Annotated in this window: 20 protein-coding genes; 9 read left to right on the top strand and 11 right to left on the bottom strand. The window is 64.1% G+C overall.

What is annotated here, in order from left to right:
- Window positions 1-85: 85 nt before the first annotated feature.
- The gene (locus A3AI_RS0115725) at window positions 86-577 is read right to left on the bottom strand and encodes a Fur family transcriptional regulator (protein WP_024516508.1); all 492 of its coding nucleotides are present in this window, start codon (window positions 575-577) and stop codon (window positions 86-88) included.
- Between the two features lie 156 nt (window positions 578-733).
- On the opposite strand from A3AI_RS0115725, the gene A3AI_RS0115720 reads away from it, so the two are divergent.
- Genes A3AI_RS0115720 through A3AI_RS0115710 form a run of 3 tightly spaced genes read left to right on the top strand, consistent with a single transcriptional unit; the run spans window position 734 to window position 3,935 of the window.
- Complete coding sequence (locus A3AI_RS0115720) at window positions 734-1,216, top strand: MarR family winged helix-turn-helix transcriptional regulator (RefSeq protein WP_024516507.1); 483 nt, start codon at window positions 734-736, stop codon at window positions 1,214-1,216.
- The gene (locus tag A3AI_RS0115715; RefSeq protein WP_024516506.1) at window positions 1,209-2,366 is read left to right on the top strand and encodes an HlyD family secretion protein; all 1,158 of its coding nucleotides are present in this window, start codon (window positions 1,209-1,211) and stop codon (window positions 2,364-2,366) included. The genes A3AI_RS0115720 and A3AI_RS0115715 overlap by 8 nt, the downstream gene beginning before the upstream one ends.
- A gap of 27 nt (window positions 2,367-2,393) precedes the next feature.
- Window positions 2,394-3,935, top strand: coding sequence for an MDR family MFS transporter (locus A3AI_RS0115710; RefSeq protein WP_084800937.1), 1,542 nt, complete (start codon window positions 2,394-2,396; stop codon window positions 3,933-3,935).
- A 77-nt stretch (window positions 3,936-4,012) separates the two neighbouring features.
- Here the strand turns inward: A3AI_RS0115710 and pcaG are convergent, their stop codons facing one another.
- The 3 genes from pcaG to pcaF all read right to left on the bottom strand — a co-directional run bounded on the left by pcaG (window position 4,013) and on the right by pcaF (window position 6,639).
- The gene (pcaG, locus tag A3AI_RS0115705) at window positions 4,013-4,606 is read right to left on the bottom strand and encodes a protocatechuate 3,4-dioxygenase subunit alpha (RefSeq protein ID WP_024516504.1); all 594 of its coding nucleotides are present in this window, start codon (window positions 4,604-4,606) and stop codon (window positions 4,013-4,015) included.
- 1 nt (window position 4,607) lies between these two features.
- Window positions 4,608-5,309 carry a protocatechuate 3,4-dioxygenase subunit beta gene (gene pcaH / locus A3AI_RS0115700; protein WP_024516503.1) on the bottom strand — a complete coding sequence of 234 codons (702 nt, stop codon included), beginning with the start codon at window positions 5,307-5,309 and terminating at the stop codon, window positions 4,608-4,610.
- Window positions 5,310-5,430: 121 nt separating this feature from the next.
- Window positions 5,431-6,639 carry a 3-oxoadipyl-CoA thiolase gene (pcaF, locus tag A3AI_RS0115695; RefSeq protein WP_024516502.1) on the bottom strand — a complete coding sequence of 403 codons (1,209 nt, stop codon included), beginning with the start codon at window positions 6,637-6,639 and terminating at the stop codon, window positions 5,431-5,433.
- Window positions 6,640-6,859: 220 nt separating this feature from the next.
- On the opposite strand from pcaF, the gene mutS reads away from it, so the two are divergent.
- Complete coding sequence (gene mutS, locus A3AI_RS0115690) at window positions 6,860-9,601, top strand: DNA mismatch repair protein MutS (RefSeq protein WP_024516501.1); 2,742 nt, start codon at window positions 6,860-6,862, stop codon at window positions 9,599-9,601.
- Between the two features lie 109 nt (window positions 9,602-9,710).
- Here mutS and A3AI_RS0115685 read toward each other — a convergent pair whose 3' ends face one another.
- The 5 genes from A3AI_RS0115685 to A3AI_RS0115665 form a co-directional block, all read right to left on the bottom strand.
- Window positions 9,711-10,511, bottom strand: coding sequence for a hypothetical protein (locus A3AI_RS0115685; RefSeq protein ID WP_024516500.1), 801 nt, complete (start codon window positions 10,509-10,511; stop codon window positions 9,711-9,713).
- Between the two features lie 41 nt (window positions 10,512-10,552).
- Entirely contained in the window at window positions 10,553-11,062 is a 510-nt protein-coding gene (locus A3AI_RS0115680) for an OsmC family protein (RefSeq protein ID WP_024516499.1), read from the bottom strand.
- A 54-nt stretch (window positions 11,063-11,116) separates the two neighbouring features.
- Window positions 11,117-11,902 (bottom strand): ABC transporter ATP-binding protein, encoded by a 786-nt coding sequence (locus tag A3AI_RS0115675; RefSeq protein ID WP_024516498.1) that lies wholly within the window; start codon window positions 11,900-11,902, stop codon window positions 11,117-11,119.
- On the bottom strand, window positions 11,902-12,753 hold the full coding sequence (locus A3AI_RS0115670; protein ID WP_024516497.1) for an ABC transporter permease: 852 nt from the start codon (window positions 12,751-12,753) through the stop codon (window positions 11,902-11,904). Before A3AI_RS0115670 ends, A3AI_RS0115675 begins: the two co-directional genes overlap by 1 nt.
- A gap of 208 nt (window positions 12,754-12,961) precedes the next feature.
- Window positions 12,962-13,936, bottom strand: coding sequence for an aliphatic sulfonate ABC transporter substrate-binding protein (locus tag A3AI_RS0115665; protein WP_024516496.1), 975 nt, complete (start codon window positions 13,934-13,936; stop codon window positions 12,962-12,964).
- 190 nt (window positions 13,937-14,126) lie between these two features.
- Here A3AI_RS0115665 and A3AI_RS0115660 point away from each other — a divergent pair, with 190 nt between their 5' ends.
- The 5 genes from A3AI_RS0115660 to A3AI_RS0115640 all read left to right on the top strand — a co-directional run bounded on the left by A3AI_RS0115660 (window position 14,127) and on the right by A3AI_RS0115640 (window position 22,639).
- Window positions 14,127-16,925, top strand: coding sequence for a [protein-PII] uridylyltransferase (locus A3AI_RS0115660; protein WP_024516495.1), 2,799 nt, complete (start codon window positions 14,127-14,129; stop codon window positions 16,923-16,925).
- A gap of 188 nt (window positions 16,926-17,113) precedes the next feature.
- Window positions 17,114-18,583 (top strand): hypothetical protein, encoded by a 1,470-nt coding sequence (locus tag A3AI_RS0115655; protein WP_245286901.1) that lies wholly within the window; start codon window positions 17,114-17,116, stop codon window positions 18,581-18,583.
- A 41-nt stretch (window positions 18,584-18,624) separates the two neighbouring features.
- Window positions 18,625-19,302 (top strand): hypothetical protein, encoded by a 678-nt coding sequence (locus A3AI_RS0115650; RefSeq protein ID WP_245286900.1) that lies wholly within the window; start codon window positions 18,625-18,627, stop codon window positions 19,300-19,302.
- 122 nt (window positions 19,303-19,424) lie between these two features.
- A complete protein-coding gene (locus A3AI_RS0115645; RefSeq protein WP_063615474.1) occupies window positions 19,425-21,221 on the top strand; it encodes a type I secretion system permease/ATPase in 1,797 nt (598 codons plus the stop codon).
- Window positions 21,218-22,639, top strand: coding sequence for an HlyD family type I secretion periplasmic adaptor subunit (locus tag A3AI_RS0115640; protein ID WP_024516491.1), 1,422 nt, complete (start codon window positions 21,218-21,220; stop codon window positions 22,637-22,639). The genes A3AI_RS0115645 and A3AI_RS0115640 overlap by 4 nt, the downstream gene beginning before the upstream one ends.
- On the opposite strand, the gene A3AI_RS0115635 is transcribed toward A3AI_RS0115640, so the two are convergent.
- Both A3AI_RS0115635 and A3AI_RS49330 read right to left on the bottom strand, forming a co-directional pair.
- Window positions 22,614-23,441, bottom strand: coding sequence for a helix-turn-helix transcriptional regulator (locus A3AI_RS0115635; RefSeq protein WP_024516490.1), 828 nt, complete (start codon window positions 23,439-23,441; stop codon window positions 22,614-22,616). The genes A3AI_RS0115640 and A3AI_RS0115635 overlap by 26 nt on opposite strands.
- 261 nt (window positions 23,442-23,702) lie before the next feature.
- Window positions 23,703-24,326 carry a hypothetical protein gene (locus A3AI_RS49330; protein ID WP_245286899.1) on the bottom strand — a complete coding sequence of 208 codons (624 nt, stop codon included), beginning with the start codon at window positions 24,324-24,326 and terminating at the stop codon, window positions 23,703-23,705.
- Window positions 24,327-24,367 lie beyond the last annotated feature (41 nt).

Raw genomic sequence — 24,367 nt, 5'->3', positions numbered from 1 at the left:
CTTCGAAGCCATTTCTCTCCCGATGGCGCTTTGAGCGGCGCCCTTCTTGTTCTCGTTGGACGTTGGGATGACAGGATGATCCTGTTCATGCGGCCTGCTGGCAATGGGCGCAGAGGCCTGTGATCTCGAGCACGGACAGTTTGGGCGCAAAGCCCGAGGCCCGCGCCGCCGCATTGAGGCTTTTGGCCACGGGAGCTGCGGCAATTTCGCCGACCGCGCCGCAGCGATCGCAGATCAGGAACGCCACCATCGCCGCGTCGTCATGCGACTGCGCGCAGGCCAGATAGGCGTTGCGGCTTTCGATGCGGTGGACAAGGCCATTGGCCATCAGGAACTCAAGCGCGCGATAGACCGTGATTGGCGCCGGGCGCGGCATTGATTTCGCGAGCGCATCGATCAGCTCATAGGCGCCGAGCGGACGGTGGCTTGCGAGCAGCGCCTGCAGCACCTGGCGGCGAATTGGGGTCAGTTTCTGCGCCCGCAGCGCGCAAATCCGCTCGGCATGCGTGATCGCTTCCGCGGCGCAGCGGTCGTGATCGTGGTCGGGCGCTGGAAAGGCCGGCTTTTCAGGAGTCATTGCCGCCAGTTTGTAGCATTTCGGGCGCCGATCCCAAAGCCCGCGCACAGGGTGATGCCTGCCATGTGCTGAGAGCGGGTCGAACGGGTTGTTAAGGGGCCATGAAAAGATCATAAGCTAGCTTATTATTATCGAGGCTTATTGGAGACCAAGCTTATGGTCCGCGGTTCCGTGGATGCTAACTTTCTGTTCACGCTGGGCGAGCTGCACCGGCTGTTGCGCGCCTATGCCGACAAGGAGGCCGCGCGCTTCGGCATCACCCGCGCGCAATGGGCGGTGCTCGCCAAGGTCGAGCGCAGCGAGGGCATGAAGCAGACGGAACTCGCAGAGCTCCTGGAAATGCAGCCGATCACGCTGACCCGGCTGATCGACAAGCTCTGCGACGCCGGCTGGATCGAGCGGCGCAGCGACGCGACCGACCGCCGCGTCAATCGTCTCTACTTGCGCAAGGCCGGCCGGGCGCTGCTCGGCAAGATGAGTGGCCTGAAATCGGAACTCACCGCGACCGCGCTGGAAGGCATCAATCCCGCGGACGCGCATCGCCTTCTCGGCCAACTCGAGCAGATCAAGGAAAACGTGCGTAACGCTGTACAGATCACCAATGGCGGCCAACTCAGGAGGGAGCAGCGCTATGGCTGATCCGGTCCTCAAATTCCCTCCCGAGCAGAAGGGCAAGCCCGACCAATCCCGCACCAAGCTCGCGGCCGAGCCGCGCCGCCGGCTGCTCGCCGGCCTGCGCCGCTACCGCCGCTTCCTGCTGCTGGTCGTGCTGCCGATCGTCGCCGTGGTCGGCGGCCTTGCGTTCTATCTCAATGGCGGCCGCTATGTCGGTACCGACGACGCCTATGTCGGCGCGCAGAAGGTTCTGATCACGCCCGACATCGCCGGCAAGATCATCAAGATCGTGGTGAAGGAAGGCCAGCACGTCAGTCAGGGCGATGAGCTGTTCGAGATCGACCCCGAGCCGTATCAGCTTGCGCTCGACCAGGCCAAGTCCGCGCTCGAGCAGTCGCGCACCAGCTACAACAATCTGCAGGCCAACATCAAAATCTACCAGCAGATGGGCGATTTGATGCAGCAGACCATCGACCTGAAGCAGCGCGATGTCGAGCGCAAGTCGACACTCGCGAGAAGCAGCTTCGGCTCGCAGCTCGACCTCGACAATGCCTCGACTGCGCTGGTCACCGCGCGGGCGGAATATGCCTTCGTGCAGCAGCAGATTTCCAATGCGAAGACGCAGCTGCTTGGCAATGTCGAGCTGCCGATCGAGCAATTCCCGCCCTATTACCAGGCCAAGGCGGCGCTCGGCGTGGCCCAGCGCAATCTCGACCACACGGTGCTGCGCGCGCCGCTGTCGGGCATCGCCACCCAGGTCGACCAGATCCAGATGGGACGCTATGTGCCGGCGGGCACGCCGGTGTTCTCGGTGATCGACGTCGATCATCCCTGGGTCGACGCCAATCCCAAGGAAAGCGACTTCACCTATGTCGAAACCGGCCAGCCCGTGACGCTCGAGGTCGATGCGTTCCCGGACCACGTGTTCAAGGGCTCTGTCGGCTCGCTGTCGCCGGGCACCGGCGCACAGTTCGCGATCCTGCCGCCGCAGAACGCGACCGGCAATTTCGTCAAGGTCGTGCAGCGCGTGCCGGTGCGCATCTATTTCGATGAAAGCGATCCCGTCGTGAAGAAGCTGAAGGCCGGCATGAGCGTCTATGCCACCATCGACACCGGCCACAAGCGTACGCTGGCGGGCCTCCTCGGCTTGTCGGCTGCGGCAAAGCCGGAATAGCCCGTGTCCGGCGCCGCACACCCACCGATGGCGGTTCCCGGCATGCGCCGGAACATGGTGACGATCTGCGCCATGACCGCCACCATCATGCAGGCGCTCGACACCACCATCGCCAATGTCGCGCTGCCCTATATGCAGGGCTCGCTGTCCGCCTCGCAGGACCAGATCAATTGGGTCCTGACCTCCTACATCGTCGCGGCCGCGATCATGACCGCGCCGGTGGGCTGGATCGCCAACCGCTTCGGGCGCAAGCGCACCTTCATCATCTGCTCGGCGGGCTTCACCGTTGCCTCGGTGCTGTGCGGGCTCGCGCAGGACATCAACCAGATGGTGCTGTTCCGCCTGTTACAGGGCGTGTTCGGTGCTGCGCTGGTGCCGCTGTCGCAGGCGGTTATGCTCGACTACTACACCCTGCAGGAACGCGCCAAGGCGATGTCGATCTGGGGTATGGGCGTGATGATGGGCCCGATCATGGGGCCGTCGCTCGGCGCCTGGCTCACCGAGACCTATTCCTGGCACTGGGTGTTCTTCGTCAACCTGCCGTTCGGCGTCGTTACCGTGCTCGGCCTGATCATCTTCATGGACGAGACCAAGCAGGACCACGAACGGCGCTTCGACTGGTTCGGCTTCGGCGCACTGGCGGTTGCGATCGGCTCGCTCCAGCTCGCGCTCGATCGCGGCGAGCAGCTCGACTGGCTGGAATCCAACGAGATCATCATCGAGTTCGTCGTCGCCGGCGCCGCCTTCTATTATTTCCTCGCGCATTCCTTCACGACCTCGAACCCGTTCGTGAGGCTCGCGCTGTTCAAGGACCGCAACTTCCTCACCGGCTGCATCTTCATGACGGTGATGGGGCTCGTGCTCTACTCGACCATGGCGCTGGCCTCGCCCTACTTACAGAACGTGATCGGCTACCCCATCATCAGCGCCGGCTTTCTGCTTGCAAGCCGCGGCTTCGGCACCTTCTTTGCCATGATGCTGGTGGGGCGGCTGATGCGTTATTTCGAGGCGCGCTCGCTGATCATCACCGGGCTCATCATTACCGCGGGGTCGCTGTTCCAGATGACGGGATGGACCGACCAGACCCAGGCGTCCGAGATCGTGACAGTCAGCGTCATCCAGGGTTTTGGCTTCGGCCTCGTCTTCGTGCCGCTCTCGACAGTGTCGTTCATGACGCTGCCGAACGATCTGCGTACCGACGGTACCTCGATCCTGACCCTGGTGCGCAATGTCGCGAGTTCGATCGGCATCTCCCTCGTGATCGCGCAGCTCACCCAGGGCTCGCGCCGCACCTACGCTATCCTGTCCGAGCACATCAGCCCGTTCAATCAGGCGCTGCAGATGCCCGATGTCAGCCGCCTGATCAATCTGAATTCGAGCGCCGGCCGCGCGCTCGCCGATGTGATGGTCGCGCTACAGGCGCAGATCATCGCCTTCGCCCACGACTATCAGCTGGTGATGATCTTCATCCTCTGCTCGATCCCGCTCGCAATCATGATCGGCTCGACCAAGGCCGCGCTACGCAGCCAGGCCAGCGGCGCCGCCGAGCAGCACGCGGTGATGGAGTAACCACCCCCGCGTTCTCCGTCACGGCTGGGCTTGTCCCGACCATGACGATCGAAAACGTGGCGAGTTCGACTCCAACCTCACACGTCGAAAAACGCCGTCTCGCCGTCGCCCTGCAGGCGGATGTCGAGCGTGTAGACGCCATCGCTCTTGCGGCTTGCGATCAGCGTGGCGCGGCGGTCGGCGGGGACCAGCGCCAGCACCGGGTCGGCGCCATTGGCCGCCTCGTCGGCGAAATAGATCCGCGTGTAGAGATGCCGCAACATGCCGCGGCCGAACACCGCCAGAAGAACATGCGGGGCCTGCGGCTTGCCATCGGGATCGGGCACCACGCCCGGCTTGATGGTGTCGAAGGAATAGACGCCGTTCTGGTCGGTGCCGCAGCGGCCGAAACCCTTGAACGCCGCGTTCGGTAGCGCGCGCTTGTCCTGCGGATCGGCGAAACGCCCCTGCGCATCGGCCTGCCACACTTCCAGCATGCAGTCGGGAACGGCAACACCGTCACCGTCGAACACGCGGCCCTCGATGCGGATGCGGTCGCCCGAAACGTCCGGCGTGATCAGATTGTTGGTGAAGGCGTCGTTCCAGTCGTACTGACCGTTCGGCGTCAGGCCATATTTGAAGAACGGCCCGACCGTCTGCGACGGCGTGATGCCTTCTGCTTTGCTTGCCACGTTACTTGGTCTCCATTGGCGTGGCGTTGTGGCCGCGCAGCACGATGTTGAAGCGGTAGCACAGCGCCCATTCCGGCTGGGTGTTTTCGAGATCGAAGGACGAGACCATGCGGAAGCGCGCCTTCTCGTCCGGGACCGAGTTGAAGATCGGGTCGAACGCAAACAGCGGATCGCCCGGGAAATACATTTGCGTCACCAGGCGCGAGACGAAGGAGTGGCCGAAAACCGAGAAGTGGATATGCGCCGGGCGCCAGGCATTGTGGTGATTGCCCCAGGGGTAGGCGCCGGGCTTGATGGTAACGAAGCGGTAATAGCCCGATGCATCCGACTGCGTGCGGCCGGCACCGGTGAAGTTGGGATCGAGCGGCGCCGGATGCTGATCGCGCACATGGATGTAGCGGCCGCAGGCATTGGCCTGCCAGAGTTCGACCAGTGTGTCGGGCACGCCGCGGCCGTCCTCGTCAAGCACATGGCCGTGCACGATGATGCGTTCGCCCAAGGGTTCGCCCTTGTGCATGGTGGTGAGATCAGCGTCTCCGGGCCGCACCGTTTCATGGCCGTAGACCGGGCCGGTCAGCTCCGACAGCGTGTGGCGCATCGGGATCAAGGGCCTCGAGGGCGCACGCTTGATCGAGCTTTTGTACTCGGGCGACAGCGGCGCCGGATGCGCGTCGTTGCTTTTGACGGGATAGACGAACGTCATGGCGAACTCCTTCCGGGCCCCAAGGGAACCCCAAAGAGCCGGGGCCCGTTACCATTGTCCCGATTATTGTGTGATATAACTAATCCGGAAAAGCGCCCCAGGGCGCTCCCGAATTGTCATTTCAGTTCAACTTCTCGATCGCGACCGCGACGCCCTGGCCGACGCCGACGCACATCGTCGCCAGCGCGAGCTTGCCGCCGCGCTTTTCCATGCCGTGCACGGCGGTCAGCGCCAACCGCGCTCCGCTCATGCCGAGCGGGTGGCCGAGCGCGATCGCGCCGCCATGCGGATTGACGAAGTCGGCGTCTTCCTTGACCCCGAGCTGGCGCAGGCAGGCAATGCCCTGGGAGGCGAAGGCTTCATTGAGCTCGATCAGGTCGAAATCCGAGATCTTCTTGCCCAGCCGCTCCATCAGCTTGCGCGTCGCCGGCACTGGCCCGATGCCCATGATGCGCGGCGGCACTGCGGCGGATGCGAGCCCGAGGATGCGGGCGCGCGGGGTGAGGCCATGCTTTTTCACCGCCGCTTCCGAGGCGAGGATCAACGCCGCTGCACCGTCATTGACACCCGACGCATTGCCGGCGGTCACCGTGCCGGGATTGCGCACGATCGGCTTGAGCTTGGCGAGGCCTTCCAGCGTGGTCTCGGGGCGCGGATGCTCGTCCTTGTCGACCGTGATCGGGCCGGCCTTGCCGCCGGGCACCGTGACCGGAGTAATTTCCTCGGCGAAGAAGCCCGAGGCGATGGCGGCACCCGCGCGCTGCTGGGAGCGGATCGCGAACGCATCCTGATCGGCGCGCGAGATCTGGAATTCCTCGGCGACGTTCTCACCGGTCTCCGGCATGGCATCGACGCCGTATTGCTGCTTCATCAGCGGATTGATGAAGCGCCAGCCGATGGTGGTGTCGAAAATGTCGGCCGAGCGCGAAAATGCTTCCGCCGCCTTGCCCATCACGAAGGGCGCCCGTGTCATGGATTCCACGCCGCCGGCAATCGCAAAATCGATCTCGCCGGCGCGGATGGCGCGCCCCGCGGCACCCACCGCATCGAGGCCGGATGCGCAGAGACGGTTGAGCGTCTGACCGGGAACCGAGTCAGGGAGCCCCGCCAGCAACAGCGCCATGCGCGCCACGTTGCGGTTGTCCTCGCCGGCCTGGTTGGCGCAGCCGAAGAACACCTCATCGAGCGAAGCCCAGTCGAGCTTGGGGTGTTTGGCCATCAGCGCCTTGATCGGGGCCGCGGCCAGATCGTCGGCGCGCACCTTGGCGAGCGAGCCGCCAAAACGGCCAATCGGGGTTCTAACGGCATCGCAAACGAAGACATCACCCATCTGTTCTCTCCCTCAATGCCGGATCCGGCCTCAATTGATGGCGAGTTTTAGGAGCGACCCCCGGGGAGGTCAATTGACGGTTTTGCAGCTCGCTTCGGAATTGAAGCGGGGCCGTCAAGACCCATCATGTGGCCCTGATGGGTCTTGGGACGTGGAAAACCCTGATCCCTCCTGCAAAGCGGTAGGACCACCTTGCGAAATTGGCTAGTTTGCGCCTCCCATGACCGCCCAGCCCTCCGTCACCCCGCCCGAAGCCGAACAGCCTGAGCCGGCCGCCGCCGCAGAACCTGCAGCGCGCGTCACGCCGATGATGGAACAGTACCTTGAAATCAAGACGGCTCATCCGGGGCTGCTTCTGTTCTACCGGATGGGTGATTTCTACGAATTGTTCTTCGACGACGCCGAGATCGCCTCCAAGGCGCTCGGCATCATGCTGACCAAGCGCGGCAAGCATCAGGGCATGGACATCCCGATGTGCGGCGTGCCGGTGGAGCGGTCGGACGACTATCTGCACCGGCTGATCGCCAAAGGCTTTCGGGTCGCGGTGTGCGAGCAGATGGAGGACCCGGCCACGGCGCGCGCCCGCGGCAACAAGAGCGTGGTCAAACGCGACGTGGTGCGGCTGGTCACGCCGGGCACCCTGACCGAGGACACGCTGCTCGACGCCCGCGCCAATAATTATTTGCTGGCGATTGCGCGCGCGCGGGCCTCGCACGGCGGCGACCGCTTCGGGCTCGCCTGGATCGATATTTCGACCTCCGAATTCATGGTCACCGAGTGCTCGGTGACCGAATTGCAGGCGACGCTGGCGCGCATCAACCCCAATGAGGCGATCGTCACCGACGCGCTGTATGGGGACACCGAGCTCGGGCCGGTGTTGCGCGAATTGCCGGCGGTGACGCCGCTGACCCGCGACGTCTTCGACAGCGCGACCGCCGAGCGGCGCCTCTGCGATTATTTCGCCGTCGCCACCATGGATGGCCTCGCCGCAATGTCGCGGCTGGAAGCCACCGCCGCAGCCGCCGCTGTCACCTATATCGACCGCACGCAAGTTGGAAAGCGGCCGCCGCTGTCGCCGCCCGCGCGCGAGGCGACCGGAACCACCATGGCGATCGATCCGGCCACCCGCGCCAATCTCGAGCTGACCCGCACGCTCGCAGGCGAGCGTCGCGGCTCGCTGCTCGACGCCATCGACTGCACCGTGACGCCGGCAGGCTCGCGGCTGCTGGCGCAGCGGCTGGCCGCGCCGCTCACCGATGCCGCGCAGATCGCGCGCCGGTTGGACGCGGTCGCCTGCTTTGTCGCCGACCACGCGACTCGCGAAGACATCCGCTCTATCCTGCGCGGCGCGCCCGACATGTCGCGCGCACTGGCGCGATTGTCGGTCGGCCGCGGCGGACCGCGCGATCTCGCTGGCCTTCGCGACGGCATTCTGGCAGCCGACCAGGCGCTGGCGAAACTCGGCGAGCTCGAGCAGCCGCCGCAGGAGGTCGTCGCCGTGATCGAGGCGCTGCGCAGCCCCTCACGCAAGCTGGCAGCCGAGTTCGAGCGGGCGCTCGCCGAACAGCTGCCGCTGGTCAAGCGCGACGGCGGTTTTGTGCGCGAAGGCTATGAGGCCGCGCTTGACGAGGCCCGATCGCTGCGTGACGCCTCCCGCCTCGTCGTCGCGGCGATGCAGGCACGCTATGCCGACGAGACCGGCGTCAAGGGTCTGAAAATCCGGCACAACAATGTGCTGGGTTATTTTGTCGAGGTCACCGCGCAGCACGGCGACAAGCTGATGTCGGCGCCGCTGAACGCGACCTTCATCCACCGCCAGACCCTGGCAGGCCAGGTGCGTTTCACCACCGCCGAGCTTGGCGAGACCGAGGCCAAGATAGCGAACGCCGGCGAGCGCGCGCTCAACCTCGAGCTCGAGATTTTCGAGCGGCTGACCGCAAAGGCGCTCACCGCGGCCGAGGATTTGCGCGCGGCAGCTCACGCCTTCGCGCTGCTCGACGTCGCGACCGCCTTGGCGAAACTTGCCATCGACGACAATTACGTCCGCCCGGAGGTCGATGGCTCGCTCGGTTTTGCCATCGAAGGAGGCCGCCATCCCGTGGTCGAGCAGGCCTTGAAGCGCGACGGTGCGCCATTCATCGCCAATAATTGCGACCTGTCGCCGGCGCCCGCGCAAAAATCCGGCCAGATCTGGCTGGTGACCGGCCCTAACATGGCGGGTAAATCGACCTTCCTGCGCCAGAACGCCCTGATTGCGCTGCTCGCGCAGATCGGCGCCTTCGTGCCGGCAAGCCGCGCCCGCATCGGCATTGTCGACCGGCTGTTCTCGCGCGTGGGAGCCGCGGACGATCTCGCGCGCGGCCGCTCCACCTTCATGGTCGAGATGGTCGAGACCGCGGCGATCCTGAACCAGGCGGGTGAGCGTGCGTTGGTGATTCTGGACGAGATCGGCCGCGGCACGGCGACCTTCGACGGCCTCTCCATCGCCTGGGCCGCGATCGAGCATCTGCAGGAGACCAACCGCTGCCGCACGCTGTTTGCCACCCACTATCACGAGCTGACCGCACTCTCGGTAAAACTGCCGCGCCTGTTCAATGCGACGGTGCGGGTGAAGGAATGGCAGGGCGACGTGGTGTTCCTGCACGAGGTACTGCCCGGCTCGGCCGACCGCTCCTACGGCATCCAGGTCGCGCGGCTCGCCGGCCTGCCCCCGCCTGTCATCGCGCGCGCCAAATCGGTGCTGGCAAAGCTCGAGGCGCAAGACCGTGGCCAGACCGCCCGCGCCCTCGCCGACGATCTGCCCCTGTTTGCCGTCCCCTCCCGCGCCGCCGCCGAAGCCGCCCTGCCGAGCGAAGCGGAGCAACTGATCGCGGCAGTGAAGGCGCTGCACCCGGACGAGATGACCCCGCGCGAGGCGCTGGATGCGCTCTATGCGCTGAAGGCGAAATTGCCGAAGGGGTGAGCCCTGTCATTCCGGGCGCCTCGCAGAGGCGAATCTGGAATCTCGAGATTCTCCGGTGCTCAATTGCGCACCATAGCGCGATGCTACGCATCGCCCTGGAATGACGGCATCACTTCACCCCCGCCACCTTTCGCCGCCCACTCCACCACAGCGCCAGATTCCAGAAGATGCAGGTCGCGAGCGCGAGGCTCAGCCCCATCGCCGAGCCGAAACGCAGCACGGCGACATGCAGCACCGCGATCGCGAGCCCAAACCCCAGCAGGCCCCAGCCGCTGTTGGCGAGCACCGCGGCTGTCGGCGGCCCGCCGATGCGCGGGTGCAGGATCAGCATCAGGCTGGTGAACACCACCGGAAACAACGCCATGATCCCGGTGATCGAAGGCCCGACGCGGCCCGACAGCGTCACCACGGTCGCGACCAGCACCGCCACCAGCGAGGCGCGGAAGGGAATGTCGTACCAGCGGCGCGTGATCAGCGGCATTTTCACATGGGCATAGCGCCGCATCAGCGGAATGCAGATAGCAAACGCGATTGCATTCGCAATCAGGCCACCCGCGAGCGACAGATCGAACGAGCGCAACAGTGCTGCGAGCGAAAACCACACCACGAGCGCGGACCCGACACTGACCAGCAGCCCATGGCGCTGCGCTAGCAGCACATAGGTCAGCCCGAGAAATATCGTCGCCGCATTCACCGGCAGGCTCGCCAGCGCGCCCTGCGCGATGAAGGCCGCGTCATGATCGAGCGCGAGGAACACATAGGACGGCCCCGCCGAGATCGGCAGCGTCGCCACCAGCGCGCCGATCACAGGACCCGTGCGCTCGGCAATGAAGGACGCCGACACCACGAAGGCCGCGGCGACGACCATGCGCAGCACAAGCGAAAAGGTGAAGATGAGGTGGGAGGACATTGCCTGACTTGTCACCCGCCCCTCCAGGGACGGGTGAAAGACTAGATCCGCTGCATCGAAACCGAAACCTTCGGCCCGTTCTTGATGGTCTGATACACCACGCAATAGCGCTCGGTGAGCTTGAGGAGCAGATCGAGCTTGTCCTGCGGCGCGTCGGTGTCGACATCGAAGCGCAGGCGGATTTCGCGAAAGCCGACCGGGGCCTCCTTGTCGACGCCAAGCGTGCCGCGAAAATCCAGATCGCCCTCGGCGAAGACGAGACCCTGCTTTAGCGGCACATCGATCGCGGTCGCGACCGATTTCAGCGTCACGCCGGCGCAGGCGACCAGCGCCTCCAGCAGCATGTCGCCGGAGCAGAGCTCGAGCCCGGACCCGCCGGTGGCCGGATGAAGCCCTGCGACCGCGAGCGCGCGGCCGGTCTCGAGCTTGCAGGCGATGCCGTCACTGTCGGTCGAGCCCTTGGCTTTCAGCGTGATCAGCGCGGCCTGAGGCTCGGACTTGTAGCGCTCCTTGATCGGAGCCTGCATCGCGCGAAGAGCAGCGGCGTCCATGGTTCTCTCCCGGGAGTTATTGCTTGGCGGGTGTAGCCAATTGGCGCTTGCGTGTCACCACCACATCGCCGCGCCCTGGTCGGAGCGGCCATGCGCGTCGGGCACAGTGCGGTCCAGCGAGCGGTCGAGCGAGGTCAGCACATGGCGCTTGAAATCGTCGAACAGGGTCGAGTTGCGGTCGCGCGGTCGCGCCAGGTTGATGTTGATCGCCTCGAACAACCGGCCCGGCCGAGGCCGCATCACCAGCACGCGGTCGGCGAGCGCCACGGCCTCCTCGACATCATGCGTCACCAGGATCAGCGTCGGGCGCGTGTCCGCCCAGAGGTCGAGCAGATGGTCCTGCAGATCGCGCCGGGTGAAGGCATCGAGCGCCGAGAACGGCTCGTCGAGAAGCAGCACTTCGGGCTGCGGCACCAGCGCGCGGGCAATTGCGACCCGCTGGGCCTGGCCGCCGGAGAGCTCGCGCGGCCAAGCCTTTGCCTTCTCGGCAAGGCCGACGCGCGCCAGTGCTTTCGCAACCTTCTCGCGCCTGATGTCAGCGGGCAAATCGGACAGGCCGAAGCCGATATTGTCGGCCACGCTCAGCCACGGTAGTAGCCGCGGCTCCTGGAAGATGATGCCGATCTTTTCATGCGGCGCGGAGATCGCGATGGCATCGAGGCTCACCTTGCCCGTGCTGGCGGGATCGAGCCCCGCGATGGCACGCAGCAGCGTCGACTTGCCGCAGCCGGAGCCGCCGATGATGGCGACGATCTCGCCCTGGCCGATCTCGGCGGAGAAACGTTCCAGCGCATGCACGCCGTTGGGATAGGTCTTGCCGACCCGCTCGAGCGCCAGCATCACGCGCCTCCTGCCTGACGGCTGAAGGCGTCCTGCCAGCGCAAGAGCGGCGCAGTCGCGATTTCGAGCAGCCAATCGGTCGCCTTGCCGAGAATGGCGAAGATGACGATGGCAGCCACGATCTGCGCCGGCTTGCCGAGCTGCTGGCCGTCGATCAGGAGATAGCCGAGACCTTCGGAAGCGCCCATGAACTCGGCGGCAACCACGAACATCCAGCCAAGGCCAAGCCCGACGCGCAGTGCCAGCACATAGGCCGGCAGCACCGCAGGAAGAAGAATGCGGCGGATCATCGCCGGTCCAGACAGGCGGAAGATGCGACCCACCTCGACGATCTTGCGGTCGACGGACAGGATCGCGCCCATCACGCCGAGATACACCGGGAAGAACACCCCGACCGCAATCAGCGCGACTTTCGACGTCTCGAAAATGCCGAGCCAGAGGATGAACAGCGGCACCCAGGCGATGGAGGGGATCGCACGCAGCGCCTGCACGGTGGGATCGAGCAGCCGCCGCGCCAGTCCCCAATAGCCTGAAATCGCGCCCATGATCGTGCCCGCGATCACCCCGAGCGCAAAGCCGGAGGCGACACGCCACAGCGTCACCCAGATGTGCCGGGACAGCTCCCCGCTGCGGGCGAGCTCGCCAATGGTTGCGAAGACCTTCGAGGGCGGTGGCACGAGACGGCCGCTGGAGAAACCGAGCCAGACGGTCAGCTCCCAGCCGGCGGCGAGCGCGAGCGGCAACAGCAGGCCGAGCAAGGGCCGCAAATAGCGACGCAGACGTGCAAGCGGTGCGACTTGGGTGCCCGCTTCGATTTGCCCGGTGGTCGGCAGCTCAACAGTCATGCCCATAGCAAGACGCTTCTCGTGTGAGGATTGCAAGGTGCCGCCGACCGCTCAGCCGGCGTCCCCGTTCCGCTGTCGTCCCGGCAACGGCCGGGCCCAATAATCCCAGGCGGGCCTGTCGAGCAGCATGGTCGTCCAGCCTTCGCAAAACTTGGTTTTGTGGCTATGGGCCCCGGCCTACGCCGGGGCGACGAGTGTTGTTCGGACGCCTGCGTCAATTCGTCGGCAGCGGCACCTGGTCGTCGATCAGCGCATCCAGCGCCGCCTTGACCTCGACCTTGGCGTCGATGACGCCGGCCTTCTGCAAGGCCAATCCCGCTTCCAGGATCGACTCGCGCTGCGGCGCGCCGATGCGGCTGTGGGTCAGCTCGGTGCGCTCCTTGAGCTGCTTGTCGACGACTGCGTCGGGAAGTTTTGTCGCCGCTATGAACGTCTTCTTCAGGTCGTCGTAATTCGCCAGCGAATATTTGCGTGCCTCTTCGTAGGTCGCGAGCACGCGGCGAACGATGTCCGGATAGTCCTTCAGGAACTGCTCGCGTACATTGAGAATGCCCCAGGTGTTGGCGTCGGCCTTGCGGTAGAACAGCCTGGCGCCGTCCTCGATTTCGGCCTGCGCCATCATCGGGTCGAGCCCCGCCCAGGCATCGACATCGCCGCGGATCAGCGCGGTCTTGCCGTCGGCGTGCTGGAGCAACACCGGCGTGATGTCCTTCTCGGTCAAGCCCGCACCCAGCAGCGCGCGGACCAGGAAGATGTGCGGATCGGTGCCGCGGGTGACCGCGACACGCTTGCCCTTCAGGTCCGCAACATCTGCGATCTTCGAATCCTTGGTCGTAACAAGCGCGGTCCATTCGGGCCGCGAATAGACATAGATCGACTTGATCGGGTTGCCGTTGATCCTGGCGACCAGTGCCGCCGAGCCCGCAGTCGAGCCGAAATCGATCGAGCCCGCATTGAGGAACTCCAGCGCCTTGTTGGAACCGGCCGACTGCACCCAGACGATGCTGATGCCGTCCTTGGCGAACTCCTGCTCCAGGAGCCCTTTCTGCTTCAAGACCAGCGACACCGGGTTGTAGGTCGCCCAGTCGATGCGGATCTCCCTGAGTGGTTCGGCCGCGCGCGCGCCGATCGGCATCAACATTGCAGCTGCAAGGCCCGCGACCAACCTGCGACGCGATAAAATATGCATATCCACCTCCCTTAAAAACTGGCTTTTCTTTCAATATGTTAAGCACTCGCGTCAACGAGAAAATCCGCACTCCCTCAGTCCCCCCGACGAGAACAGAATTGCTGTCAGCACCGCGAAATCCAGCATGGAATTTGCGCAACACCGGAATGTTTCGTGACAGGGCGGGCGGGGTCCGGTATCCGGTGAGATCATGGACAATCTGGTAGCCGAGCCTAACCGAGCAGCAGACGCCACCTTTTTCGACACCGCCCGTGTCACCGCGGCGATCGATGCACTGGCCGAGCAGCATGCCGGACACGAGGACATCTTCCGCACCTCGATGGCGCAGCTGCTGAAAGGCGAGCTGGTCGCAGCGTGCGCGGCAGCCCAGGCCACACTGCTCAGGGATCGGCACGGACGGCGCTGCGCCGAGCGGCTCTGCTTCGTGCAGGACGAGATCATCCGCATCCTGTTTGCGGCCGCGACCCGTCATCTTTACCGCTCACCGATCCCCTCCGGCGCCGAGCGCATGGCGGTGGTCGCGACCGGCGGCTATGGCCGCGGCCTGATGGCGCCGGAAAGCGACATCGATCTGCTCTTCATCCTGCCCTACAAGCAGACCGCCTGGGGCGAGCAGGTCGCCGAAGCCATTCTTTATTGCCTATGGGACATGGGCCTGAAGGTCGGCCACGCCACGCGCTCGGTCGATGAATCGATCCGCCAGGCGCGCGGCGACATGACCATCCGCACCGCGATCCTGGAGACGCGCTTCCTCACCGGCGACAAGCCGCTCTACGACGAACTGGTCTCGCGCTTCGATAAGGAAGTGGTGCAGGGCACCGCGGCCGAGTTCGTGACGGCCAAACTCGCCGAGCGTGAGGAGCGGCACCGCCGTGCCGGACAATCGCGCTATCTGGTCGAGCCGAATGTGAAGGACGGCAAAGGCGGCTTGCGCGACCTCCACACGCTGTTCTGGATCGCCAAATATGTTTACCGGGTGCGCGAGACCGAGGAGCTGCTCGAGCGCGGCGTGTTCGATGCGCAGGAATACCGCACCTTCCGTCGCTGCGCCGACTTCCTGTGGTCGGTGCGCTGCAATCTGCACTTCGTCACCGGGCGACCTGAGGAGCGGCTGAGCTTCGACCTGCAGCGCGAGATCGCGATCCGTCTTGGTTACACCAGCCATCCCGGCATGCAGGACGTCGAGCGCTTCATGAAGCACTACTTCCTGATCGCCAAGGAAGTCGGCAACCTCACCGCCATCCTCTGCGCCAAGCTGGAGGACCAGCAGGCCAAGCCCGCGCCGGTGCTCAGCCGCATGATGGCGCGCTTCCGCCCCAACGTGACCCGGCGGAGGGTGCCTGATTCCGACGACTTCATCGTCGACAACAACCGCATCAATCTCGCCGCCCCCGACGTGTTCAAGCATGATCCGGTCAACATGATCCGGATCTTTCGGCTGGCGCAAAAGAACAACCTCGCGTTCCATCCCGACGCGATGCGCATGGTGACCCGCTCGCTCAAGCTCGTGAACCAGGAGCTGCGTGAGAATCCGGAAGCCAACCGCCTGTTCATGGAGATCCTCACCTCCAACGACGCGGAAATCGTGCTGCGGCGGATGAACGAGACCGGCGTGCTCGGCCATTTCATCCGCGCCTTCGGCCGCATCGTGTCGATGATGCAGTTCAACATGTACCACCACTATACGGTGGACGAGCACCTGATCCGCTGCATCGGCTTTTTGCAGGAGATCGAGCGCGGCGGCAACGACGAGTTCACGCTGGCGAGCGACCTGATGCGCAAGATCAGGCCCGAGCACCGTTCGGTGATCTACATCACGACGCTGCTGCATGACATCGCCAAGGGCCGGCCCGAAGACCATTCGATTGCCGGCGCCAAGGTGGCGCGGCGGCTGTGCCCGCGGCTCGGCTTCTCCGCCGCCGATACCGAGCTCGTGGCCTGGCTGATCGAAGAGCACCTGACCATGTCGACGGTGGCCCAATCGCGCGACCTCTCCGACCGCCGCACCATCGAGAATTTCGCAGCCGTCGTGCAGTCGGTCGAGCAGATGAAGCTTCTGACCATCCTGACCACCGCCGACATCCGCGGTGTCGGCCCCGGCGTGTGGAACGGCTGGAAGGCGCAGCTGTTGCGCTCTCTTTATTATGAGACCGAGCCGGTGCTCACCGGCGGCTTCTCGGAGGTGAACCGCGCCCGCCGCCTTGCTGCAGCGCAGGCCGAGTTCCGCAACGCCTTCACCGAATGGAGCGAGGCCGACGTCAGCGCTTACATCGGCCGGCATTACCCGGCCTACTGGCTCAAGGTCGACCTGCCACGCAAGATTCGCCAGGCCCGGTTCATCAAGGCAAGCGAGGACGCCGGCCACAAGCTCGCGATCAATGTCGGCTTCGACGAGGCGCGCGGTGTCACCGAGCTCACCATCTTTGCGATGGACCACCCGTGGCTGCTCTCGATCATCGCAGGCGCCTGCGCATCCGCCGGCGCCAACATCGTCGACGCGCAGATCTATACCACCACCGACGGCCGCGCGCTCGACACCATCGCGATCTCGAGGGAATACGACCGCGACGAGGACGAGGGCCGGCGCGCGACCCGCATTGGCGAGATGATCGAGGACGTGCTCGAAGGCAAGCTGCGGCTGCCCGAGGCGGTGGCGCGGCGCTCGAGCCGGACCAAGATCAACAAAGCCTTCGTGGTCGAGCCGGAAGTCAGCATCAACAACCAGTGGTCGGAGCTCTACACCGTGATCGAGGTCTCCGGCCTCGACCGGCCCGGCCTGCTCTACCAGCTGACCACGACGCTATCGAAGCTCAACCTCAACATCGCCTCCGCCCATGTCGCGACCTTCGGCGAGCGCGCCCGCGACGTGTTCTATGTCACGGACCTGCTGGGCGCACAGATCGCCGCGCCGACCCGCCAGGCCGCTATCCGCAGCGCGCTGTTGCACCTGCTGTCGAACGACGAAGCGGTGGCGAAGCCCGCGGCGTGACGCCGCAGGTTTGGCGCGCGAGCGGCTTCCGCCGCCTACGAACGGGCGTAGCCGATCTGATGTTGCTCACCGAAAGCTACACCCGAATTGACGACTCGGCTTTTCACTGACCAAGGAGGAGATTTCGGCTTCAGGTCGGAATGACCCGGCGGCCTGCGCGGGACGCGATCGCGATCAGGAGAGCGACCATGAATTTCTGGCAGCTGTCGGATGGAATCCGGCTGCATCATCAGCCCTATCACGGGCATGATGGCCATGGCATGACTGCCCCGGGGCGGCACGACACAACGCACCATTCCGCAATCGACACGGGCGACGACAGCGCCGGCGATGGTGGCGGCGGCTTTTTCTCCGGTCTGGTGATGAACTCCCCGGCCGCCTACGTCAGTCCGGTCAATGCCGCGTATGCGACCGCGCACGGTCACGCCGACGCGCATCAGACCAATGCCGTTCAGATCGATCAACATGCCGTTCAGATGGCGGGCATTGGCGGCCATGGTGGAAATGGCGATTTGGCGGCGGGGGGAAGCATTTCAGCTCTTGAGCCAGCATCAGGCTCGGGAATGGCCAGCCCGGGCCCGGTTGCAATCGATAGCGGAGCCAACACGGCCGGCAACGGCGGCAACGGCTATTTCTATGGAGGTATCATTCACGCCTCGATGATCATCTATGAACCGATCAATATCAGCGTCGCGGCGGGATATGATTCCACGGCACTGGCCGAGCAGACCAACAATGCGAGCTTCAATCAGTCGGCGCTGCAGATGGCCGGTATCGGCGGCAATGGTGGCGACGGGAATATCGCCTCGGGAGGAAATGCCAGCCTTTCCTCGCTCGCCTCCGAGCCGGTCGCAACGGGCGGCAACAACGCCGGCAATGGCGGCAATGGCAGCTTTTCCGGCGTATTGCTGGATGCTCCCATCGTGATTTACCATCCGGTCGACATCGCGGTGGCCGGTCCCGGTGGGATCGCCGAAGCTTCTCAATCGAATACAGTCCAGATCGATCAATCGGCCATTCAGATCGCAGGCGTCGGCGGCAGCGGTGGTAACGGCAACGCCGCCATCGGCGGCGACGTGACGACAATCGGATCGGGCTCGTCGTCGGGCGGCGAGATGATTCAGAGCGGCGGCAACCAGGCCGGCAACGGCGGCGATGGCTATGCCTATGGCGGGCTCGTCCATGCGTCCTTCGTGCTCTATGATCCCGTCAATATCGCCATCGCGGGCTACAATTCCAGCACGTACGCAATCCAGACCAACAACGTGAACCTGGATCAGTCGTCCTCGCAAACAGCCGGCATAGGAGGCCATGGCGGCAGCGACAACCTCGCCGTCGGCGGCAGCAGCGGCATCCTCTTGTCGGGGCAGGCCGGCGGCTCCGACGCGATCGCAACCGGCGGCAACGGCGCCGGCAATGGCGGCAACGGCCATTTTTCGGGCAGCCTTGTCGACATCAGCATCGCGATCTATGCGCCGATCAACATTGCGATCGCGGGTCCCCACGCCACGGCGGAGGCCGACCAGGTCAATAACGTGCATATCGACCAGAGTGCGACCCAGATCGCCGGGATCGGCGGCGACGGCGGCCACGGCAACCTCGCGCTGGGAGGCGATGTCGCTGCGCACCTTCTGTCTGATCTCCATCTGGTCGCATAAGGGCACAATCGCTCACACGGACGCCACGCCTGCAATGAGGCATGCCTGAATGCCTCGGCGCTCCGCATGTCCCTTCGCCACGGCACGATCATAAAACCGCGCATGAGGCATACAGCCTTTCGGGTGTAACCCATCACAAGGATAGCATTCCATTTGGCATCTATCGCGCTCAATCGCGCGCGGACCAAACTCCGCCGCGTAAACCTGTCATCTGCAACTCGTGGATGACTCGTGAACCCAACACGGAGGCTCGCATGACCTATGCAAAACCATCAATCAGCATTTCTGACTCGATCCATTTCAAGTCGATAGATACCGGCGGCAACAGCGCCGGAAACGGTGGCGAGGGCAGTTTCAAGGGATATGTCGTGAATGCGCCGACGCTCAGCTTCGATCCATCCAATACAGCGACCGGCGCCAGCGTCTCGGTCAAGACCGGCGATCACGTCGATCAAAAAGCCTATTGGGACGCCGGCAAGGCGAGCGCAGAAGGCGAGAAGTGGTCGAAGGCTTATGCCAACGCCAACTCGGACGGCGATCAGAGCTCGAAGAGCGGCCACGACACGTCCAAGGTCTATGCCAATACGACGGCCACCCAGGACAACACTCTCTGGGTCGACCAGCACCAGGACGTGATGGCCGGCATCGGCGGCTATGGTGGCGATGGCAACCTGGCGTTGGGCGGAAACGTGGACATCCAGCCCGAAATTTCCATCTGATCGCTGGCCTGTCCGGCGGGCGAAGACCGGCGGCATCAGCCGCCGGTCCATTTGGCGCCGGTTGATCTGTCGCCGCGTCGGATTGACGGTCGAGCGAAGTGTAACGTCTCGCGGTGACGACAATGCCGATCCCGTTCCTCCGGTTAAACATCGTACCGCCGCCAAAGACACCGCTGCAGGCGGCGCTTTGGACCTGCGCAGGCCCGCTTGCCCTCGTGTTCGCCTATAGCTGCAGCTACAATCTGCTGCTCTTTGCCCCCTCGATCTACCTGCTCCAGATCTACGATCGTGTCCTGTCGAGCCGCAGCGGCGCCACGCTGATGCTGCTCACCCTGATCGTGGCCTTCACCGTCGTCATCGGAGGGATACTCGACGCATTGCGCCGTGTCGTCCTGGGCCGGCTTGGCGCATGGTTCGAGGACCGCCTTCGTCCCAACGTGTTATCGGCTTCCCTCGAATGCGCCTTCCGCGGTGATCCTTCGCGCGCACCGGAGGCCTATCGGCACCTTACCGTTCTCCGTCAGTTTATGGAATCCAGCGCGTCCCCGATGCTGTTCGACGCGCTGTGGGCACCTCTCTTCCTCATCGTCCTTTTTCTCGTGCACCCCTTACTGGGGATGATTGCCGCCTGCAGCGTGCTGGTCTCATTCGGGCTGACACTAGCGAGCGGACTGCTGACCGAAGATGCGCTGGCAAGATCTGGTACGGCGCTGTCCAGAAGCTATGGCCGGCTTGCGACAGCAGTTGCCAATATTCACATGATCCGGACCATGGGGATGTTCGATGGCGCCGCCCGCCAGATCCAGCAGGCAGCGCTGGACGCACGAAACGAACAGGACCTGGCCCAGCAGCGGTCCGAAATCATCATGCTCCTTGCCAAGCCGATACGCGCGCTGGCGCAAGTCCTGATCATGGGCGCAGCCGCGTGGCTCGTCGTCGACTACGGCAGCAATCCCGCCATCATTTTTGCTTCGTCACTGCTGTTCAGCCGCGCAATCGCCCCCGTGGAAGGTGCAGTGACAGCGTGGAAAGCCCTGACGACGGCTCTGGAAGCCTATCGGAAGCTCGACGGCATGCTCGCTGCCAATTGCCCTGCTGCGGAAGATCCCGGCATTCGGCCGGAGTGGCCGCGAGGCGACCTCGTCGTCGACAATGTCAGCCTCGAGTTGCGGCAGGCCGGTCACTTCCTGCTCAAGAATGTTTCGTTCCGTCTGGCGCCCGGGGAATGCCTGGGCATCATCGGTTCGTCAGGCTCAGGCAAGTCGGTGCTCGGCCAGATTATCGCCGGAATATCCTCACCCACAGGGGGGCGCGTCCTGCTGGACAAGGTCGACGTCTCGATGTTGCGCGAAGGGCAACGCGGCCGTTACCTCGGATATCTACCGCAGGACATCAATCTGTTCGGGGAAACAATAAAGGACAATATTGGCAGGCTCGATGACACCGATCCGGCCAAACTCGTCGAGGCGGCAAAGCTTGCCGGAATCCACGACACCATCATGCACATGCCTGAAGCGTATGACACTGCCGTTCCCAACGGCGGATTCGGCTTTTCGCGCGGCTACCGCCAGCGTCTCGGTCTTGCCCGTGCCATGTTCGGAGAACCGCGTCTGGTGGTGCTCGATGAGCCCAACTCGAGCCTCGACTATGTGGGCGAGCGTGTGCTGCTCGATGCCATTGAGCAGATGAAAATCACCAATACCACGGTGGTCGTCATCACGCACCGAATGGGCATCCTCGCGGCCACGGACAAGATTGCCATCATGCAGGGCGGCACGATGCTCGCGTTCGGCGCGAGCGAGGAAATCTTTGAGCGGCATCTGAGCCGGCCGCAGGTCCCATCACAAATGCCATCGCAGGTCATGCAGGATGAGCCGGGCGGAGCCGTCGGTGCGTCGCTGGAGCCAGCTGTCCCATGACCCAGGAAGCCGATACGCAGGCGCCCTCGCCTCATCTCGTGCCCGGGCCTCGGTTCGGGACGGTGATCGCCGCGATCGACGACTTCGAACCGCTTGAATTTCCATGGTGCTCCAGCCCGACGCCGGCTTCGCCCCGCACCGCGCTTCGTGGCGTCACCCTGACCGGAAATCTCCTGGTGCTCTGCTTTGTGCTCGGGCTGGGAATCTGGTCGAGCTTCGCGCCACTTGAAAGCGCGGCAATTGCTTCTGGCGTCGTGGAACCGGAATCGAGCCGAAAGACGATCCAACATCTCGAAGGCGGGATCGTGAGGGCTATCCTGGTCGCCGACGGCGACGTTGTGCAGACCGGACAGACATTGATCGAGCTGGACGACACCCGAACCCGTGCCGAGGTCGAGAGCCTTCGAGCTCAACTGTGGGACGCCATGGCACGCGAGGCAAGGCTGCTCGCCGAACAGCAAGAGCGCGATCGGGTGTCGTTTCCAGCTGGACTGCAGGCGCTGGCGGAGCAGAACGCCGCGGCCGCGTCCCTCCTCAGCGCACAACGACACATCTATCAGACGCGGCATGAAGTCTTCACATCTCAGCTCGCCATCATCGATCAGAAGAAAGCCGAGATCATGGAGGAGATTCAGGGGCTGAAGGCGCAAGGCGCCGCAGCCGCGCAGCGGTCGGCCATTGTCAGCGATGAACTGGAGATGGTTTCGACCCTTGTCGAGAAGGGGCTCGAACGGCGCCCCCGTCTGCTCAGCCTGCAACGCGAAATGGCAGACATCGAGGGGCGCCGGGGTGAAGTCGCAGCGCAGATCTCGCGTGCCGAACAGGTCATCAACGAATCCAAGGCAACGCGCTTCAAGCTCGAGAGCGACCGGCAGAACGACATCGCCCAGTCGCTGCGTGAGGCACAAAACCAGAAATTTCAACTGAGCGAGAAGCTGCTTTCGGCCGAGGATCAGCTATCCCGAACCGAGATCAAGGCCCCTGAGGACGGTATCGTGACCGAGCTGCGGATTCATACGCCCGGCGGCGTGATCGCGGCCGGTGCGCCGCTCCTCGATCTGGTGCCGCGGCAGGATCGACTGATCGTGACCGCGCGACTCAGGCCTGAGGACATCGATGTGGTCTATCCTGGCCTCCAGGCAGAGGTCCACCTGATCCCCTACAATCAGCGTCGCGTACCGCGCCTCAAGGGCACGGTGGCGCACGTATCCGCCGACCGTCTTGTCGACAAACGTACCGACCAGCCCTATTACTCGGCGAAGATTCGCGTGGAAGACCCGCGGATCGCCGAACACCATATTAACATCATTCCTGGAATGCCGACGCAGGTCTTCATCACAACGGGGCACACGACCGTCGCACTCTACGCCTTGCGGCCGCTGATGGACAGCTTCAACAGGGCTTTCCGCGAGGACTGAGCCGGGGCCGCACATCGATCTCCACTTCAGGAAGCGAAGATCCGCTCGCGCCGGTGTCGCGGCCATGATGGGTCAACCTGCCGCTCCAGTGGAGAACGGCCTGGGTGCGATTGCGGGCGGCGCATTTTCGCATGATGTGATGGACGTGCATTTTGACGGTGTTTTCCGAGAGATTGAGCTTGGCCGCAATCACCTTGTTTGGAAGACCAAGTTCGAGCTCGGCGAGCACTTGTTGTTCGCGCGGCGTGAAGTCGGTCGCATTTTTCTCGGCCGCGCCTTTCTCGGCGCCGTTGACAGGACAGCCAGGCGGCGGCATGCGGGGACACGATTGTTCGGGGCCGCTCGTCCCGGCCAGTCCGATGACAGGAAGCGGCCTGTAGACGCCGCCGGCGAGCACAAGACGCAAGCCCGCAACGACGACTTCGACCGGAAGCGAACTTGGAAAGAAGCCGCGAACACCCCGGTGCATCGCCGCGAGCGCGGTATCCTCGTCTTCGCGATTCGAGAGCAGCGCGACCGACGCGCCCGAGCAATAATCCACCAGCAACGCAAGATCGTCCTCGACGGAGGAATCGCCAACAGACTTGTCTCCAATGCCCAGCGCGACCAGGCGTATATCCCGTCCCGACGCGCAATGGAGGTCGTCCGTTGTCGCGATGTCGATGATATCGAGCCCGAGCAACTCCCGCCTGAGGATATTCAGAATGCAGGTCCGCGTCAGAGTAAGCGGCTCGATGAGCACCAGCGCCGGCAACTGCAGCGATGCGTCAAGCCGCTCTGCGGAGTTGACTATACCGTCCATTGTTATCCCCTAAATACAGAAAACTGCTGAGCTACCCCGCAACCTGCAAGTCCGCATTTTTGAACGGCCGACCTCCGGCACCGGCGCTGCACGCCGCCGCCGAAGTTTCCAATCGAGATGATGCCGTCGACGCCCGGGCATGGGCCGCGGCCCGGGCGTTACCAGGATCGATCTTGAGTGGGGGCGGAAATTCTTTCCGCAGAATTCCATCCGGCGCAGGACGCGATGTTTCGAGAAATATCCGCGCTGCCGGATCAAGCGCTATTTACAGATATTCCGATACGCGATCGCCGCCGCCGAGTCAGGCTTGCCGTCGACGACGTATGCATCATCCTCCTTCACGAGATATAGAAATGGTCTCTCGCCGGTATCCCCGCCTGACGCATTCTTCCCTCGGACGTGACCGCAGATGGTGTCGGTGGCCCGCCCGAATGTGTTCTTTCTATACGCGCGATCCATGTCACTGAACTCGGCTGACGTCGGATCTTCCATCTTCGCCGCGATCGAGGCTTTCGCCCTGTCCAGGACGGGATCCGACGCTGCAGCTTGCCGACGCTCGGCTGAGGAGACTTTGATTCCCGCGGGCTCGGCCGCCTGCTTGGCGAGAGCGGCCCAGTGTTTGGCAGATGCGCGGCGGGCACGTTTCGATGCCAGCAGAGACTCCGCGTGAGCCGTCGGAGAATCCGGTCTTCGCGGCGCGACGTGTCGCGTTCCCTGGTGCGTTCCTTGGTCCGCTCCTTGGGACGTGGCCGGCTCGCTGGCCGCAACTTGGTCGTGACAGCCCTGCCACTGGAACATGCATCCCTGGAAATGACCCTGTGACGGGGAAAGCCAGGCAAAGCCGATCACGATTCCAGCAAGCACGCCAACGAGAAGCAGTCCCATGCAATTCCCCTCCCCGGGGACGGAGCCGCATTTCTACTAAG

Source organism: Bradyrhizobium sp. Tv2a-2 (assembly GCF_000472425.1).
In the GTDB taxonomy this organism is placed as follows: domain Bacteria; phylum Pseudomonadota; class Alphaproteobacteria; order Rhizobiales; family Xanthobacteraceae; genus Bradyrhizobium.
Note: the sequence above shows the minus strand (reverse complement) of the source record. Positions and strands in the feature narration are given on the sequence as shown.

Bases quoted from the DNA above. Each gene is read 5' to 3' on its own strand.
- A3AI_RS0115725 (WP_024516508.1), bottom strand. From the start codon at position 577: ATGACTCCTGAAAAGCCGGCCTTTCCAGCGCCCGACCACGATCACGAC.
- A3AI_RS0115720 (WP_024516507.1), top strand. From the start codon at position 734: ATGGTCCGCGGTTCCGTGGATGCTAACTTTCTGTTCACGCTGGGCGAG.
- A3AI_RS0115715 (WP_024516506.1), top strand. From the start codon at position 1,209: ATGGCTGATCCGGTCCTCAAATTCCCTCCCGAGCAGAAGGGCAAGCCC.
- A3AI_RS0115710 (WP_084800937.1), top strand. From the start codon at position 2,394: ATGGCGGTTCCCGGCATGCGCCGGAACATGGTGACGATCTGCGCCATG.
- pcaH (WP_024516503.1), bottom strand. From the start codon at position 5,309: ATGACGTTCGTCTATCCCGTCAAAAGCAACGACGCGCATCCGGCGCCG.
- pcaF (WP_024516502.1), bottom strand. From the start codon at position 6,639: ATGGGTGATGTCTTCGTTTGCGATGCCGTTAGAACCCCGATTGGCCGT.
- mutS (WP_024516501.1), top strand. From the start codon at position 6,860: ATGACCGCCCAGCCCTCCGTCACCCCGCCCGAAGCCGAACAGCCTGAG.
- A3AI_RS0115685 (WP_024516500.1), bottom strand. From the start codon at position 10,511: ATGTCCTCCCACCTCATCTTCACCTTTTCGCTTGTGCTGCGCATGGTC.
- A3AI_RS0115680 (WP_024516499.1), bottom strand. From the start codon at position 11,062: ATGGACGCCGCTGCTCTTCGCGCGATGCAGGCTCCGATCAAGGAGCGC.
- A3AI_RS0115675 (WP_024516498.1), bottom strand. From the start codon at position 11,902: ATGCTGGCGCTCGAGCGGGTCGGCAAGACCTATCCCAACGGCGTGCAT.
- A3AI_RS0115670 (WP_024516497.1), bottom strand. From the start codon at position 12,753: ATGGGCATGACTGTTGAGCTGCCGACCACCGGGCAAATCGAAGCGGGC.
- A3AI_RS0115665 (WP_024516496.1), bottom strand. From the start codon at position 13,936: ATGCATATTTTATCGCGTCGCAGGTTGGTCGCGGGCCTTGCAGCTGCA.
- A3AI_RS0115660 (WP_024516495.1), top strand. From the start codon at position 14,127: ATGGACAATCTGGTAGCCGAGCCTAACCGAGCAGCAGACGCCACCTTT.
- A3AI_RS0115655 (WP_245286901.1), top strand. From the start codon at position 17,114: ATGAATTTCTGGCAGCTGTCGGATGGAATCCGGCTGCATCATCAGCCC.
- A3AI_RS0115650 (WP_245286900.1), top strand. From the start codon at position 18,625: ATGCCTGAATGCCTCGGCGCTCCGCATGTCCCTTCGCCACGGCACGAT.
- A3AI_RS0115645 (WP_063615474.1), top strand. From the start codon at position 19,425: ATGCCGATCCCGTTCCTCCGGTTAAACATCGTACCGCCGCCAAAGACA.
- A3AI_RS0115640 (WP_024516491.1), top strand. From the start codon at position 21,218: ATGACCCAGGAAGCCGATACGCAGGCGCCCTCGCCTCATCTCGTGCCC.
- A3AI_RS0115635 (WP_024516490.1), bottom strand. From the start codon at position 23,441: ATGGACGGTATAGTCAACTCCGCAGAGCGGCTTGACGCATCGCTGCAG.
- A3AI_RS49330 (WP_245286899.1), bottom strand. From the start codon at position 24,326: ATGGGACTGCTTCTCGTTGGCGTGCTTGCTGGAATCGTGATCGGCTTT.